The sequence below is a fragment of the Cohnella massiliensis genome, from assembly GCF_900169535.1.
Taxonomy (GTDB): domain Bacteria; phylum Bacillota; class Bacilli; order Paenibacillales; family Paenibacillaceae; genus Cohnella; species Cohnella algarum.
Map to the genome: position 1 here is coordinate 52,177 of NZ_LT821258.1, position 15,104 is coordinate 67,280.

Genomic DNA, 15,104 nt, shown 5'->3' on the forward strand with positions numbered 1-15,104 from the left:
CCTCCTAGAGTCCTAATCGTTCAGACCAGATCCGTTCGGATCCGGTCGTGCAGCCTGCGGCGAAGAGCCCGTATCGGCGTATGACGTCCGAAATGAACGGCATTGGTTAGCCAAACGACGATCAACTCGGCTTGCGGATCGATCCAGAGGCTCGTTCCCGTAAAGCCCGTGTGCCCGAAGCTGCCTTCGGTCCAGGTCGATCCGCAGCCGAGCGGCATATGGTTTCGGTCGTGGACCACTTCCCATCCGAGTCCCCTGCCCTGGATCGGGTGAAGCAAACATTCGGAAACCAGCTCGGGAGAAAGCGGTCCGGACCGATCGGGATAAAGCCAGTATCCGGCGTACCGCGCAAGATCCGCGGCGGTGCCGAACAAGCCGGCGCTGCCGGAAACGCCTCCGAGGGCAGCGCTTTTTTCATCGTGCACTTCGCCCACAATATATGTTCCGTTTACGCTTTCGGTAGCTGCCGCCCGCAGCGGCAGCCCGGAGAGCGTAGGACCAAAGCCGGTCGATTTCATGCCAAGCGGGTCGAATACGCGTTTTTTTGCCGTTTGGTCAAGCGACTCTCCGGCAACGCGTCGAATCAGCTCGCCCAGAACGATCATGCCCAGATCGCTGTATGCGACCTTGCTTCCCGGCGCGGAATCCAGGCCGGTCTCCCATATCGTCCTCAACACTTCGGCTCCGTCGCTTCCTCTGGAAACGCCCGCAAGATCCGGCGGCAATCCCGAAGCGTGCTGCAACAAGTGACGAATCGTCACCTGGCGGTGCCGGAATTCATCAACGTAAAGACTAACGGGATCGTCCAAAGCCATGCGCCCGTCTTTGACCAGGGCCAACGCGGTCGGAAGCGTTGCGACGACTTTCGTCAGCGATGCCAGATCGAACGGCGTATCGAGTCGAACCTCCCGCGCCCTCTCGTTGTCCGAGTAGGCTCCGTAGGCTTGTGCAAACCGGAAGCGATCGCCGATTCGAACGTCCAGCACCGCTCCGGGAATGACCTTTTCCCGTACCCAGCCTGCAATCAGAGCATCGAACGAGTACATGCCAACAGCTCCCCGTTTGCGCGTTTTACGTTTACGGCTTCGGTTTAAACCACTTGTTCACCGAAGCCTGGAACGTGCTTGCGACTTCTTCCGGGGTCAGCTTGTTCAAATACATCCCTTGAAGCGAATCCTCGAAGATGGATTTTGAGGTCGGAGCGCCCTGATTAAAGTTGGTCAGAATCAAATATGGCGTCGAACGCTCGCTGTTCGCTTGAGCCATTCTTTGCAGCAGAGGATTGGCGGGCTCAACGCCGGAAATCGGACTTACCCGGGTCAGCTTTTCGCTGAACGTTTGGCCGAACGATTCGGACGCGACGAATTCAAGGAATTTTAGCGCCTGTTCCTGATGTTCCGAGCTTTTTGCTACCGCGTACGAGCCGTCGACCCAGGTTACGATGTCGGCCGATTCTCCCTTGTTCTCCGCAAAACCGGTGAAGAAGTCTACCGTAAAGTCGAGATCGTTCTCGCTGAACGTTTCCAGGCGGTGGCTTCCATTAATGTACATAGCCGCATCGCGGTTATAAAACATCGCCTGGGCGTCCTTGTCTTCAATGGCGATAAAGTCTTTCGGGAAGAACGCTTCCAATTGCTTCATCCGGGCAATCGATTCGACGAACCGCGGATCGTTGAAGTCGGTTTCCCCTGCGACGACGGCTTGCGCGAATTCGTTTCCGCCGTACGCGCTTTCGCCGATGACCGCATGCGTCATGGACAGCAAGTACCCGGCCTTGCCCGACTGGGCGATCGGGGTGATGCCGTTGTTCAGCAATTGCTCGCATACGGCCAAAAACTCTTCGTACGTTTCCGGCACTTCCAGACCGAGCTCATCGAACATTTCCTTGTTATAAAAAATGACCGCGTTATTCAGCATGAACGGAACGCCGTACACGTTGCCGTCGCTTCCCTTCGCCGCTTCCTGGTAGACATCCGGAATCTGGTCCAGCCCGGCAAGGCCGTCCAGCGGCGTCAAAAAGCCCGCGTCCGCAAGCGCAATAGCCGCGTCATAGGGACGAAGTTGCAGGATGTCGACTCCCGTTCCCGAATGGAGGGTATTGTTGAGGATCGTGTTGTATTCCGTCGACTTGAACGGCTTGAATTCGATGTTGATATTGGGGTTGGTCTTGTTGAACTCCTCGATCAGAACCCTGTAGCCTTCCGCGTCTTCCGGCCGCCAGCTGTACATCGTCAGCGTTACCGGATCGCCGGCCTCTTCGACGGAGGCGGGACCGCCTGAGGCGCCTTGGCTGGGCGGAGAGGAATTGCCGCCTCCGCTTCCCCCGCAGGCGGATATCAATACGCTCGACAGCAGCAGCAAACTTGCCCCAAACATCCATTTCTTCATTCGAATGTCCTCCCAAGATGATTTGTATAAAAACCAATAGGTTGAAGCCGAAAGAAGCAAGTCATTTTTTGTTTCGGACCGCTTTGCGGGTTTTTTCGAGGGCGCGGACGTGGCGCTCGTGATCTTTTCTGGCAATGCCGACATACAAGATATCGATCACGTTGAGTTGGGCGATCCGGGACGCCATCGCTCCGCTGCGTATGCTGTTTTCCAACGAGCTCGTAAACAAATTGATTTCGGCAACGCCAGCGACCGGATTGCTTCCGAACCGCGTCAACGAAATCGTCTTCGCTCCGTTTTCCTTCGCGAGCGAGAGGGAATCGATGACATCCAACGTTTGCCCGGAATAGGAGATTCCGAAGGCGACGTCCCGCTCGTCCATATTGGCCGCGAGCGTTGTCTGTTCATCGAGGCCAAGGCCGGTTTCGCACCAATAATTGATCCGGGTCAGCTTCTGCTTCAAGTCCATGGCGATGACCGCCGAAGCTCCCACGCCGAATATGGCGATTTTTTTGGCCCCGCTCATCGCATCGATCGCCTTTTCCAGTTCTTCTTCGGACAAAACGGTCAACGTATCCTGAATCGATCTCATATTGTTGTGCGAGATCGATGTAACCAGGTCGGAAATGGGACCGTCGATCTGAATTTCGTGATACGAGTCGGTTTGATCAGAATTTTCCGATAAATCAGCCGCTATGCGGAGCTTCAATTCCTGAAAACCTTTGAAATTAAGCGAGCGGCACAATCGGATAATCGTCGCTTCGCTCACTTCAGCCAGCATCGCCACCCTTTGCACGGAAGAATTGACGACCTCCTCCGGATGTTCCGCAATGAACTCGGCCGCCTTTCGCTCGGTCGGCTTCAGGCTTGAAATCGCAGCTTTCAAACTGACCAGGCCGCCTTTAAGCATTCCCCATCCCCTTCTTTCGGTTCGGCATTCTTACGCGATGACAGATTTACTTACACACTCATTATATAATATTATTTCATTATGTAAATATTTTTTTGTAATTTTATTTCATGAGTTGAATAAGCAGCTCGCTTATCTCCTTCCATAGTCCGGATTCCCGATAAGATTGACGATCATGATCGCCTTTCGATCCGTACTAGAAAAAAAACGGTTCGACAGCAAAGCGCACTGTCGAACCGTTTAGGCTTTTTACGCTTTGGCCCCTACGGCGATCCATTGAATCGCGCCTTGCGGATCGGGACCGAGTCGAGTCCGAATCATTTCCAGGACGGCTTCTTCCGGCTGCTTGCTTTTGACAATGCAAATGCAGGACGGGTGGTCGGAAAGCGCGACGACGACGTAAGAGGCATCGGCGAAAGGTTGACTGAACTTTAACGTAATGCTGATGCTTTCCACCGGTCCCGGAAATTGATAAGGCTCGTTTCCGAACAGGAGGGTTACGTTTGGAAGCGATGCCGCTACGGGGAGAAAAGCCAGCTTTGCCCCATCTACGCTTCCGTCGGCCAGCTTCTCTCCGGTCACGCTGCCGTCGGCCGGCTCGAAGACGCGGCTGTCGCGGGCGGAGGTTCGCAATTCGTCCAGCATCTCGACGATATCTCCGGACAGCTTTTCGGCCGTCACGCTGCCGTCGGCGAGATTGACGCCAAGCACGGCTTTTTCCGCTATATGGCCGGTGACGATCGAGCCCGGCACGATATGCAGCGAAGTGACGCTGTGCAGTCCGAGCTTTTCCGACTGGACAGCTCCTACCTGGAGTTGGGCCGCGCCTACGCTTCCTTCGGCCAGCTTTTCGGAGGTAACGGCTCCGTTCGACAGCCGGTCCGTGCCGATTGATCCTGCCGCCAGCTTCGCGGGTGGAATGCTTTCATCCGGAAAGCTCGCCGGGTCGATCGGCGCAAGCGCCTTGTCGACGGCCCCTTGCAGATCCGGCGACAAGCGGCTGTACGTCACGCTCCCTTCGGACAGCTGCTCCGTACCGACCGCGCCGGAGGCGATCTGTTTGGCACCGACCGCTCCCGTCGCCAATTGCGCGGTCCCGACCGCCCCGTTCGCAAGCTGTGCGGTCCCTACGCTGCCTCCGGCCAGTTTGTCGGAGGTGACGGCTCTGTTCGCGAGCCGGTCCGTGCCGATCGATCCCGTCGCCAGCTTCGCGGACGGAATGCTTTCATCCGGAAAGCTCGCCGGATCTACCGGCGCAACCGCCTTATCGACGGCCACTTGCAATTCCTGCGACAGCCGGCTGTACGTCACGCTGCCTTCCAACAATTGTTCCGTACCTACCGCGTCCAACGCCAACTGTCTCCGGCCGACCGCTCCCGTCGCCAATTGCGCGGTTCCGACCGCCCCGTTCGCAAGCTGCGCGGTTCCTACGCTGTTATCGGCCAATTTATCCGTCGTGACAGAACCTGCGGCCAGCTGCTCCGTTCCAACCGCGCCCGCCGCAAGTTTCGATTCGGTGACCGTTCCGTCCGCCAAGTGCTCCGTCAAAATCGACCGGGCCATCACGTGCGAAGGACCGACGCTCCGGGCCGAAAGCTTTTCTCCGCTTACCGCGCCCGCCGCGAGCTGATCCGTTCCAACGCTTTGCGCGGCGAGTTTATTCGACGCGACCGAACCGTCCGCAAGCTGGTTCGAACCTACGCTAAAAGCGGCCAATTTGGACGAAGTCACGCTGCCGTCGACCAGCCTATCCGTCGAGATCGGCTTCCCGATCGCCGACATGTAATCGAGCAATTGGCCCGACAGCTTGCGGGCGGTCACGCTGCCGTCGGCGAGCTTCAGTTCCGAGACGGCTCCGACGGAAAGCTTTCCTTCCGTAACGACCCCGTCCGCCAGCTTCCACTCGGTCACCGCGCCGTCCGCCAGCTTTTCCTTCGTCACCGCGCCGTTGCCGATCTTGCTCGTGATCACGCTGCCCGCCGCCAGCTTGTCGGCCGAAACGGCTTCGTTGGCGATTTTATCCTCCGATACGCTGGCCGCCGCCAGCTTCGCTTCCGTGACCGCGAGATCCCGCAGGTGAACCTGGGCGACCGATCCCGGTTCGAGCCGCTCGGAATCGATTCGCCGTTCGGCAAGCTTCACGAAATGAAGCATATCCGGAGCGAGATGCGGCACGGATACGGCGCCCTTATGGAGGTGATAGCCTTGAATCGAGTCCGGTCTCACGTGTTTTCCGCCGACGCTGTCGCTTAGCAGCTGCTCGCCGCCGACGCTTCCCGGAGCCATCTTCGACAAAGTTACGCTTCCGTCCGCCAGTTTTTTTTCCGTGACGGCATTTTCGGCGAGCGCCGCTTCCCCGACGCTGTTAGCGGTCAGATGAGCCGCTTTGACCGTGTTCGGCTTCAGATGCTCCGTCCCGACGGCCCCCATCTGCAGCTGATTCGGACCGACGGAACGCTCCGTCAAGTGAGAATTATCGACGCTCGACGCCTGCAGTTGGCGCCCGCCCACGCTTTTTTCGGCCAGCTTGGCGGTCGTCACCGACATATCCGCCAGCTTGTCGGTCGAAACGCTTTCCGGCGACAACTTTAGCGATGTGATCAAATGATCCGACAAATGATGCGAAAATACCGAACGGATGCCGAGCTGCCGCTCGCCGACGGCGCCGGGAGCGATAATGTCGGAAGTCACGGACTCGGGTTTAAGCGCCGCGGTCCCGACCGATTGATCGGCCAGATGGCCGGACTCGATCGAGCGTTCGCGCAAATGCCGCCCCTCGAGCGTCCGGTCGGCGATGGCTTCTCCCGTCACCGATTCTTCGGCAAAGTGGAACGGCTTGAGTTGTCCCGCAGCCAGCTTGCTTGCCGTTATGCTGCCTTCCGTCAGATGCTCGCTTCGAACGGCGGCCGGAGCCAGATGCTGCTGGCCAATGGCTCCGTCGGCAATATGCCCGGATTGAACCGCGCCGCTTGCCAGCTGCTCTTCGCCGATCGCCCCGCCCGCGATATGCCGGCGAATGACCGCTTCTGACGCGAGCTGGGTCGAACCGATGCTTTGCTCCTGCAAATGCTCCCTCCGGACCGATTCGTAAGCCAGATGCCGGCCGTCCACCGCCCCGTCGGTCAAATGCCGGCGTTCGATCGAATAGTCCGCCAAATGTTCCGCCTCGACCGCCCCTTTCCCCAAATGGCGGGAAAGCACCGATTCGCTTGCGATTTTGCCCGACGTTACGCTTTGATCCGCGATTTTCATGGACGTGACCGCGTGATCGACGAGTTTGACTGTCGTAACCGACTGCTCCGCAAGCTTCGGAGCCGTAACGGCCCCCTCCGCGATATGCTGATTCTCAACGGCTTCCGAAGCGAGTTGGGCGCCGCGGACGGCCGCGTTTTGCAGGTGCTCGGTTTGAATCGCCCCGCGGGCCAGCTTGCTTCCGATTACCGATTGATCGGCCAATTCGTCCGCGCCCACGGCGCCTTTGTTCAGATGGCCCGAGGTGATGGCCTGCAGAGCGATATGCTTTCCCGAGATGACTCCGGGAGCGACGTGATCGGCGAGAATGAGTCCCGGCTTCAGGTGGCGGGTCTCGATCGCTTCGCGGGCCACTTTATCCGGGCCGACGGATTCGTCCCGCAGCTTGGAAACCGTCACCGAACCGTCCGCCAGCTTGGAGGTGTCGATAATTTCATTGCTCAGATTTTCTCTGCGAATAGCCCCGCTGCGGATTTTCTCCGCCGTAACCGCCTGATCCTTCAGCAGCTCCGTCGTAATGATCGATTGGCTCAAATGTTTAGGCTGAATCGAGCCTTCCGCGATTTTGTCCGCGCTGATCGTCCGGTCCGCCAGCTTCTCCGACGTCACGCTGCCATCCTTCAGCTTTTCGCTCGTAATCGAGCGGTCCCGGATTTTTTGTCCGGAAATCGCGTTTTTCGTCAGATGCTCGCCCGTTATGGATTCGGGAGCGTACTTGGAGGACGTGACCGAACCGTCCGCCAGCTTGATCGCCGTGACCGAAAAGTCGGCGAGCGCTTCCGTCGTCACCGCTTCCGCCTGCAGATGCCGGGAACCGACCGAGAACGGGGCCAGTTTGTCGCCGGTGACGGATTCGTTCGCCAAATCGTCCGTGTACACGATCGGCTCCGGCACCGGCATCCGTTTTTCGGCCAGCTTTTCATGACGCTTGCTTCGCGGCTCCCGTTCGGCCGGCTCCGCCTCTTCCTCCGACGCGGATTCCTCTGCGGCCGGATTCGGGACATCGGGATTATACAGCAGGTCCGCGAGCGCTTCCGCCGCTTCGTATCGGTTGCGTTCGGCATAAGAAACGACGGTGGCGATCTCTTCCGCCTGTTCGGAAATCTTCGGGGCGTCCGAATCCGCATCGCCATACGCCGCAAACAGATCGGCGGTTTCAAAGGTTTCCTGGGCCGATGCAAAATCGGAAGTCAAGCCGGAGAACGCATCGTAAGGCGCACTTCCCGCTTCCGCCGGCGTTTCGACCGTTGCCGTTTCCTGAGCCTCGCGGGGAGGGTCCGCAACGGCGGAAGCCCCGTGCACGCTGACCGGTTTGGCATTTTGCTTTTTTATATCATCCAGCCAATGAAGTTCGGACGTGTTCGGATTGTCGACAAAATAAAGCGGCCGGCGCGTTTTGGGCGCTTTTTTCGTTTTGCCTTTTTTCATGTTCCTCTCCTTCCCAACGGATAATCTAACGTATCATATGCATACACCCATAGGCACGTCACCCGATTGTTTGGGAGCTAGGTCGGTTAAATAACTATAAACTGTAATTTAAAAAAATAAGCGGTCCCTTAGCCTTCCTCTTTACTTCCGGCAGCGACAAAAACTGCAATTGCGCAGGCTTCCGGGTCGGAGAGCCATGGAGCGGATATCGCAACAGGCTTGGGAAAGGAGACGACACAAAAAGGCGGCCATCCCGCTCATGGGCGGAAAAGCCGCGCAATCCGACATGCGCAAATATTTAGTCGCCGTTCAGAATGCCCGCTCGCTTCGCCTCGTCCAGCCATCTGCCGGCCGTGTGCTCCCAAGTGAACAAGGACAGCGCTCTTTCCCGCCCCCTGCGCCCCATCTCCTCTCGCAAACTCTCGTTCTGCAGAAGCAGGGACAGCCGGGAGGCGAGTCCGCTTCGCAGGCATTGCCGGTCCACGAGGAAGCCGGTAACGCCGTCTTCCACGATTTCGGAAATGCCGCCCGATCGGGCCGCGACGACGGGAAGCCCGCTCGCCATCGCCTCTACGTTCACGAGTCCGAAAGCTTCCCTTTCCCCGGAAGGAACGGCGACCGCGTGAGCCAGGCCGAACCAGCGGGGAATGTCGGTATGCGAAACGTACGATTGGAAATGAACGTGCCGCTTCCAGGGCTTCGCCAATTTGTGCAGGCGTTCGACGTAAGCGGTGCGCCGGGACGAACCGTAAAAAGCGCCTCCGACGATCACGACCAGAACGTTCGGAACGGCCCGGACCAGCTCCGGCATTGCCGCGAGGAGGTGATGCACGCCTTTGAGCGGAATAAGCCGCCCGACGTACAGCACGATCCGCCTGTCCGCCCAGCCTCGGCGCGCTCGTTCCTCCTCCGGATTCCACAAGCCGAACCTTTCCGGTTCGACGCCCAGATGCACGACGCTGATTTTATCGGCCGTTTCGGGCGCCCGTGCCCTTACCTGCGACGCCAAATAACGGCTGTTGACCAAGATCCGGTCGGCAAGCCGCAAACACGCCCGCGTCGTTTTCGGTCCGAGATACGGACGCGAAATAAACGTCGTCGATTGCAAGCTGAGCCAGATCGGCTTATCCGGAAACCGTTTGCGGAGCTCCCGCACGAACAGAGGCCTGTTTTCCACCTGGATCAAATCCGGCCGGTACGAAGCCAGGCTTCGAAATACCCGCGCGGCGTAAGCCGCCTTGTCGGATGCGGGATATCGCACGCATTCCGCGCCCCGCCACCGTTCCCGGGCCGGCAAGCCCCGGCGGACCCGGCCGTAGATTCGGGCTTCGATGGCAGGCGCGAGCAGCGGAACGACTTTTTCGACGACCCGTTCGACCGACCCTCCCCTCGGAGAAGGCACGGCGTAGGCCCCCGGCGTGACAAACGCCACTTTTACGATGTCGATCCCCCCCCCTTAAGCCGCATCGTTCGCCAAGCCGGCCCCGCGAAAAAGTTGAACTTTGGACGGCGATATGTCACACTGAAATCGGCACGGCTTTGCCTGCCAAGCCATCGTTCAAGCGAAATCAAATTGAGGCAAAAGGAGTGGCCATGCGAATGAATCGTTGGCTGCTGCGCGCCATGACGGAATTGTCCTCGCGCAAATTCGTTTCCCGGCTGACGGGACGGCTCGCCAAATCCGCCTTCAGCCGCCGCTACATTCCGCGTTTCGTCGCCCTGTACGGCATTCCGGCGGAAGAGGCGGAGAAGAATCTGGAGGAATACGGCTCGTTGAATGAATTTTTTACCCGGAGGCTGAAGCCGGGTTGCCGTCTCGTGGACGAAACCGCCCAAGCGCTCGTCAGTCCGGTCGATGCGCTCGTCACGGCATGCGGCTCAATCGAAAACGGAATGCTGTTGAAAATCAAAGGCCAGGATTACTCGCTGGAAGAGCTGCTCAACCGTTCGCCTCGAACTACATTGTATGAGAACGGGCTGTATTGGGTTCTGTACTTGAGTCCCAAAGATTATCATCGAATTCATTCTCCCTGCGAAGGAACGATTGCGGAAAGCGAGCATATACCCGGCCGGGTATATCCGGTGAACGACTTCGGCTTGACGTCGATGCGGCGCGTCCTGTCGCGCAACGAAAGGCTCGTCACCTACATCCGCCATGAATTCGGCGAAGTGGCAGTCGTCAAGGTCGGAGCCCTTAACGTCAGCAGCATCCGGTACGTAACCCCGCGGCCCACAAACGTCGATCGCGGCCAGGAGCTGGCGTATTTCGAATTCGGCTCGACCGTCGTCCTGCTGGCGGAAAATCAGACTTGCCGGGCGAGAAGCGGCCTCAAAGCCGGCGACAGAGTCAAAATGGGCGAGCTTCTGGGCGTGCTTGACGGCAACCGGAAGGCCAGGGAGCTTTCGGACGAAAAATGAAAACGACAGGCCGTCGTTCCTTCCCGCGAAGGAAAGCGGCCTGTCGCCGTTTTTGCCGGCGTTTTCGTCAGCGCAGCTCGGACGGGCTTTTGCCCGTATATTGCTTGAACTGCCGGCTGAAAAAAAAGATGTCCCGGTAGCCGAGCGTCTCCGCCACTTCCGTCACGTTCATGCCGGCGTGCGTCAGCAGATGCTGAGCCCGCTCGATCCGCATCCGGATCATGTACGACTGAACGGAAACCCCGATCAATTCCTTGAATTTGATGGAAAAATATCGCGACGACAGTCCCGCCCTGGCCGCCAGGTCGTCGACCCGGTGCGGAAGCCCCGGATGCTGGCGGATAAAGTTCGCCACTTCCCGAATGCTTTCCGTCAGCTGGTTGGACGCTTTGCGTTCCACCGGTTCTTCGCGGTCCTGGCGGAGCATCCGGATCAGCAGCTGCTTCAGAATAAGCCGGGCTTCCTCCTCCGAGCCGAACGAAGGAACGAGACAAAGCCGGACGTAACGGGACAGCAAATTTTCAAATTCCAGCGTTTCCTCCAGCACCCGATACGATTCGGGTATGAGCGTTACCGGCTCGTCCACGTCGAAATGAATGTAGGTGAGCACGAGCGGCTTCTGCGGATTGTGCGTCGCCGTCGGATGCTCGCCCGGCCGGAACAGAAAGCAGCTTCCTTTGCCTACGGCGTACGTTTTCCCGTTCAGCACGACCTCTCCTTCGCCGCTCCAGACGTAAAACAAATCGTAATTGACGAGCGGAATTTCGCGTTTCTGCCATTTCCACCCCGGCTCGCATACGATTTTGGCAAAAGAGGGCAGCAGTTTGAACGAGTCCGGCTGAGCGTTAAGCATGGTCGTTTCCTCCTTTCCCGGGAGCGATCAGCCCCAAAGTCTCGGCGGCCGTCCGAATGCGGATCAGGCCGCTCCGAATGCTCTCCTCCTCCAAATGGGCAAAACCGAACAAAGCCGAAGGCGGAGCCGCCGGGCCCGCGGCCGCGCAGCGCGCGCCATCGCCCCAGACGACCCCCTGCCGTTTGCAGCTGTCGTACAACAAGGCGTATTCTTCCCGGCTTTTTTTCCAATACGCGAACTGCAGCAGGCCCGAATCGGAAGGCAGCGCCTCGAACAGCTCGCCCAATTCGCTCCGCAGGCCTTCCGCCAAACAGAGCTGGAGCTTGTGGAAACCGCGCCGCATCCGCCTTAAATGCCGGTCGTATCCGCCCTCGGAGATCCAGCCGGCGAGCGCCAACTGCTCTGCGATCCCGGCGGGATACGGATCGTACAGCCGCTTGGCCCGCTTGAACGGCTCGCGAAGCGTTTCCGGCAGCACCGCGTAGCCGATCCGGACTTCCCGATGCATCGTGCGGGAAAACGTGCCTACGTAAATGACCCGGTCTTCCCGGTCGAGGGATTTGAGCGGCTCGATCGGACGCCCTCCCCAGCGAAAATCGCTGTCGAAGTCGTCCTCGACGATCCACGCCTCTTTTTTCGACGCCCATGCGAGCAGTTCGAGCCTGCGCTCCAATTTGAGCACGGCTCCCGTCGGAAAATGACGCGTCGGCGTGACGAACAGCAGCCGGGCGTCCCAGGCGGCGGGAACGATTCCCTGCCGGTCGACGGCCGCGGGAATGACGCGGGCGCCGGCGGCTTGAGCGGCAAGGCGGGTGCCCGGGTAGCACGGATCCTCCACGACGGCGGACTGGCCTTCCTCCAGCAGCAGTTGGGCGAGCAAGGCGATGGCCTGCATCGAGCCGCCGGTCATGACGATTTGTTCGGGTCCGCAAACGATGCCGCGTTCCCTGCGCAGCCGGGCGGCGACGGCTTGACGAAGCGCGAGGCTGCCTTCCGTCCCTCCGTCCTCCGCCCGCTCGCCGATGCGGCGCAGCTGCGCCGCGACGGCTGCCCGCCACTCCGCCCAGGGAAAGGAACGTCTGCCCATTCCCCTCGGCACGAACGAACCCGGATCGGCAGGCTCGGACTCGTCGCCGAAAGCTTCTTCCTTCGCCATCATGCGTCTGCCCCAAGCGGACAGTTCCGGCAATTCCGGCCGGGCGGCCGCGCCTTGCGGCCGGAAGCCGGCATCCTTCGGCTCGCCGCAGACGAACGTGCCTTGTCCGATTCCGGTCCGCACGTAGCCTTCCGCCGCGAGCATATCGTAAGCGAGGCTGACGCTGCCCCGCGACAGGCCGTACATCGCCGCTAGCGTTCGCGAGGACGGCAATCGTTCCCCCGGAGAAAGGGCGCCGGAAGCGACGCTGTCCCGGATGGCCCTGTACATCGCAAGATGCTTGGACCCGCACTCTCGCAGCCTCAGCTCGTAAGGCACCTGGAACGTCATACGAACACCTCAACATTGGACTAATATTTTTAATGTAAATTGGATCTTTTTTATTGTCAATAAACGACGTAAAATGAAGCGGCATTCCCTGCGCCGCTCGAATCGAACGGGCGGCAAATCTCGTGGATAAAGAAGGTGCATGACGATGCGCAGATCGGAATTCGAAGCGAATATCGCCGAGTGCGAGGCTTTTCTTGCGGAGCGAAACGACGGCGTGCTTGCGTTCGCGGGGGAGGACGGCTGGCCCAAAGCGGTTCCCCTCAATTACGTTTGGCATAACGGGTCGGTCTATTTTCACGGCAGTAAAAAAGGGGAAAAAATGAACGGGCTTGCCGCCGACCCCCGCGCCGAGTTCGTCGTGTATGAAGCGCATGCCTTCATTCCTTCCTACTTTTCCGACCCTTATCTCGCCTGCCCCGCGACCGTGTTTTTCCGGTCGGTCCGGATTCGGGGCGAGATCGAGCAGGTTGAAGACGCCGCGGAGAAGGCGGCCGCGCTTGGCGCTCTCATGCGCAGCATGCAGCCGGAAGGCGGGCACGCCCCGATCGACGCGGGCGACCCCCGATACGCGGCCTCGCTGCGGGGCGTCGCGCTGCTGCGGCTTGTGGCGAAGGAAACGACCGGCAAGTTCAAATTCGGGCAGAACCTGTCGGAACCGAAGCGCGACCGCGTGCTGGAAGGGCTCGAGCAGCGCGATCGGCCCGGAGACGAACGCGCCGCCGCGGAAATCCGCGCGCGGATTCCTCAAAAGGACGATCGGGTAAAGCGGCAAACTTGAAAAATGTAACGGAGTCGCCGTCATTTTCCCGAAATGTGACTTCGATTCGATGACTCCCCCTTCGCAATGGTGTATAATAACTGCGAATGAAAAACGGCCAAGAAAATGCGGGCGTCGTCCCCAAGGACGGAAAATATCCGCTTATATCGGGCGCCGACACACGACCATTGGAAGGAAGGACATTATGAACCCCCTCGCACAGCAGTTGAACGAAACGATCGAGCGGGAGCATCCGCGTGTTGCCGAAATGCTCTCGGGGCTGGGCAAAGCGATTTATTTTCCGAAAGAAGGCATTTTAAGCCAGTCCGCGGAAGCGAAGCAAAAGGCGAAAACGTACAACGCTACCATCGGCATCGCGACGGAGAACGGCAAGCCGATGCACCTTAAGGTCATCCAGGATAAACTGTCCGCCTACGATCCGAAGGACATTTACGAATACGCCCCTCCCGCGGGCAAACCGGAGCTTCGCGCCGTATGGCGCGAGAAAATGCTGAAGGAAAATCCGTCGATCGCGGGCAAGACGATCAGCCTTCCGATCGCGACGAACGCGCTGACGCACGGCCTGAGCATCGTAGCCGATCTGTTCGCGGACGCGGGGGACGCCGTTATTTTACCCGACAAAAACTGGGAAAATTACGAATTGACGTTCGGCATTCGCCGGGGAGCCGTCATGGTCGAATATCCGTTGTACGACAACGACAACCGGTTCAACGCGGCGGGCTTGCGCGATGCCCTCCTGTCGCAGAAGGGCAAGGGCAAAGCCATCGTCCTGCTGAACTTCCCGAACAATCCGACGGGCTACACGCCTGGGCCGGAAGAAGGCAAGGCGATCGTGTCCGCCATCCGGGAGGCCGCCGAAGCCGGGATCAACGTGGTCGCCGTAACGGACGACGCTTATTTCGGCTTGTTCTTCGAAGATTCCGTGCACGAATCGCTGTTCGGACGGCTGTGCGGGCTGCACGAACGGGTGCTTCCGGTCAAAGTCGACGGAGCGACGAAGGAAGAGTACGTGTGGGGTTTCCGCGTCGGTTTCATTACGTACGGCGGAGCGTCGGAGGCGGTGCTGGCCGCCCTCGAGCAAAAGACGCTCGGCATTATCCGCGCGACGATTTCCAGCGGTCCGCATCCTTCGCAAACGTTCGTGCTGGATGCGCTGAAATCGCCGGATTTCGAAGTCCAGAAAGCCGAGAAGTTCGCGATCATGAAGGGCCGCGCCAACAAGGTGAAGCAGCTGCTCGACAGCGGCAAATACGGCGACGATTGGACGTATTATCCGTTTAATTCGGGGTACTTCATGTGCCTGAAGCTGCAATCGGCGGATGCCGAAGCGGTTCGCCAACGCCTGCTCGAGAAGTATCAGGTCGGGACGATCGCGCTCGGCTCCACCGATTTGCGCGTCGCCTTCTCCTGCATCGAGGAGCCCTATCTCGAAGATTTGTTCGACCGCATTCATCAAGCCGTGCTCGACGTGAAAAACGGCGCCTGATCCGGCATGAAAAAGGGGTTGTCCCGTCCGGCGGAAGCATTCCGCCGCGGCGCGGGCAACCCTTTTTCCATATTCCGCCTTCGTTGGATTTTGTCCGACAAAGAA

The 15,104-nt window shown here is 59.2% G+C and carries 10 protein-coding genes; 3 read left to right on the plus strand and 7 right to left on the minus strand.

The features are described 5' to 3' along the window. Positions 1-20: 20 nt before the first annotated feature. From B7E11_RS09970 to B7E11_RS09990, 5 genes are all read right to left on the minus strand, one after another. The gene (locus B7E11_RS09970) at positions 21-1,046 is read right to left on the minus strand and encodes a serine hydrolase domain-containing protein (RefSeq protein ID WP_080833938.1); all 1,026 of its coding nucleotides are present in this window, start codon (positions 1,044-1,046) and stop codon (positions 21-23) included. Positions 1,047-1,077: 31 nt separating this feature from the next. After that, entirely contained in the window at positions 1,078-2,388 is a 1,311-nt protein-coding gene (locus B7E11_RS09975; protein WP_080833941.1) for an ABC transporter substrate-binding protein, read from the minus strand. 61 nt (positions 2,389-2,449) lie between these two features. Further along, complete coding sequence (locus B7E11_RS09980) at positions 2,450-3,298, minus strand: MurR/RpiR family transcriptional regulator (RefSeq protein ID WP_080833942.1); 849 nt, start codon at positions 3,296-3,298, stop codon at positions 2,450-2,452. Between the two features lie 249 nt (positions 3,299-3,547). Next, on the minus strand, positions 3,548-7,978 hold the full coding sequence (locus B7E11_RS09985) for a WIAG-tail domain (protein ID WP_080833944.1): 4,431 nt from the start codon (positions 7,976-7,978) through the stop codon (positions 3,548-3,550). A gap of 298 nt (positions 7,979-8,276) precedes the next feature. After that, positions 8,277-9,380 (minus strand): glycosyltransferase family 4 protein, encoded by a 1,104-nt coding sequence (locus B7E11_RS09990; protein WP_245809670.1) that lies wholly within the window; start codon positions 9,378-9,380, stop codon positions 8,277-8,279. Between the two features lie 197 nt (positions 9,381-9,577). On the opposite strand from B7E11_RS09990, the gene asd reads away from it, so the two are divergent. Beyond that, a complete protein-coding gene (gene asd, locus B7E11_RS09995) occupies positions 9,578-10,396 on the plus strand; it encodes an archaetidylserine decarboxylase (RefSeq protein WP_080833949.1) in 819 nt (272 codons plus the stop codon). A gap of 67 nt (positions 10,397-10,463) precedes the next feature. Here the strand turns inward: asd and B7E11_RS10000 are convergent, their stop codons facing one another. Continuing rightward, positions 10,464-11,249 (minus strand): helix-turn-helix domain-containing protein, encoded by a 786-nt coding sequence (locus B7E11_RS10000; RefSeq protein ID WP_080833952.1) that lies wholly within the window; start codon positions 11,247-11,249, stop codon positions 10,464-10,466. Continuing rightward, positions 11,242-12,735 carry a MocR-like pyridoxine biosynthesis transcription factor PdxR gene (pdxR, locus tag B7E11_RS10005; RefSeq protein ID WP_080833954.1) on the minus strand — a complete coding sequence of 498 codons (1,494 nt, stop codon included), beginning with the start codon at positions 12,733-12,735 and terminating at the stop codon, positions 11,242-11,244. The genes B7E11_RS10000 and pdxR overlap by 8 nt, the downstream gene beginning before the upstream one ends. A 145-nt stretch (positions 12,736-12,880) precedes the next feature. Here pdxR and B7E11_RS10010 point away from each other — a divergent pair, with 145 nt between their 5' ends. Both B7E11_RS10010 and B7E11_RS10015 read left to right on the plus strand, forming a co-directional pair. Then, positions 12,881-13,513: a pyridoxamine 5'-phosphate oxidase family protein gene (locus tag B7E11_RS10010; RefSeq protein ID WP_080833957.1), complete on the plus strand. Its 633-nt coding sequence runs from the start codon at positions 12,881-12,883 to the stop codon at positions 13,511-13,513. Between the two features lie 184 nt (positions 13,514-13,697). Beyond that, positions 13,698-14,999: an aminotransferase class I/II-fold pyridoxal phosphate-dependent enzyme gene (locus tag B7E11_RS10015; RefSeq protein WP_080833959.1), complete on the plus strand. Its 1,302-nt coding sequence runs from the start codon at positions 13,698-13,700 to the stop codon at positions 14,997-14,999. Positions 15,000-15,104: the final 105 nt, after the last annotated feature.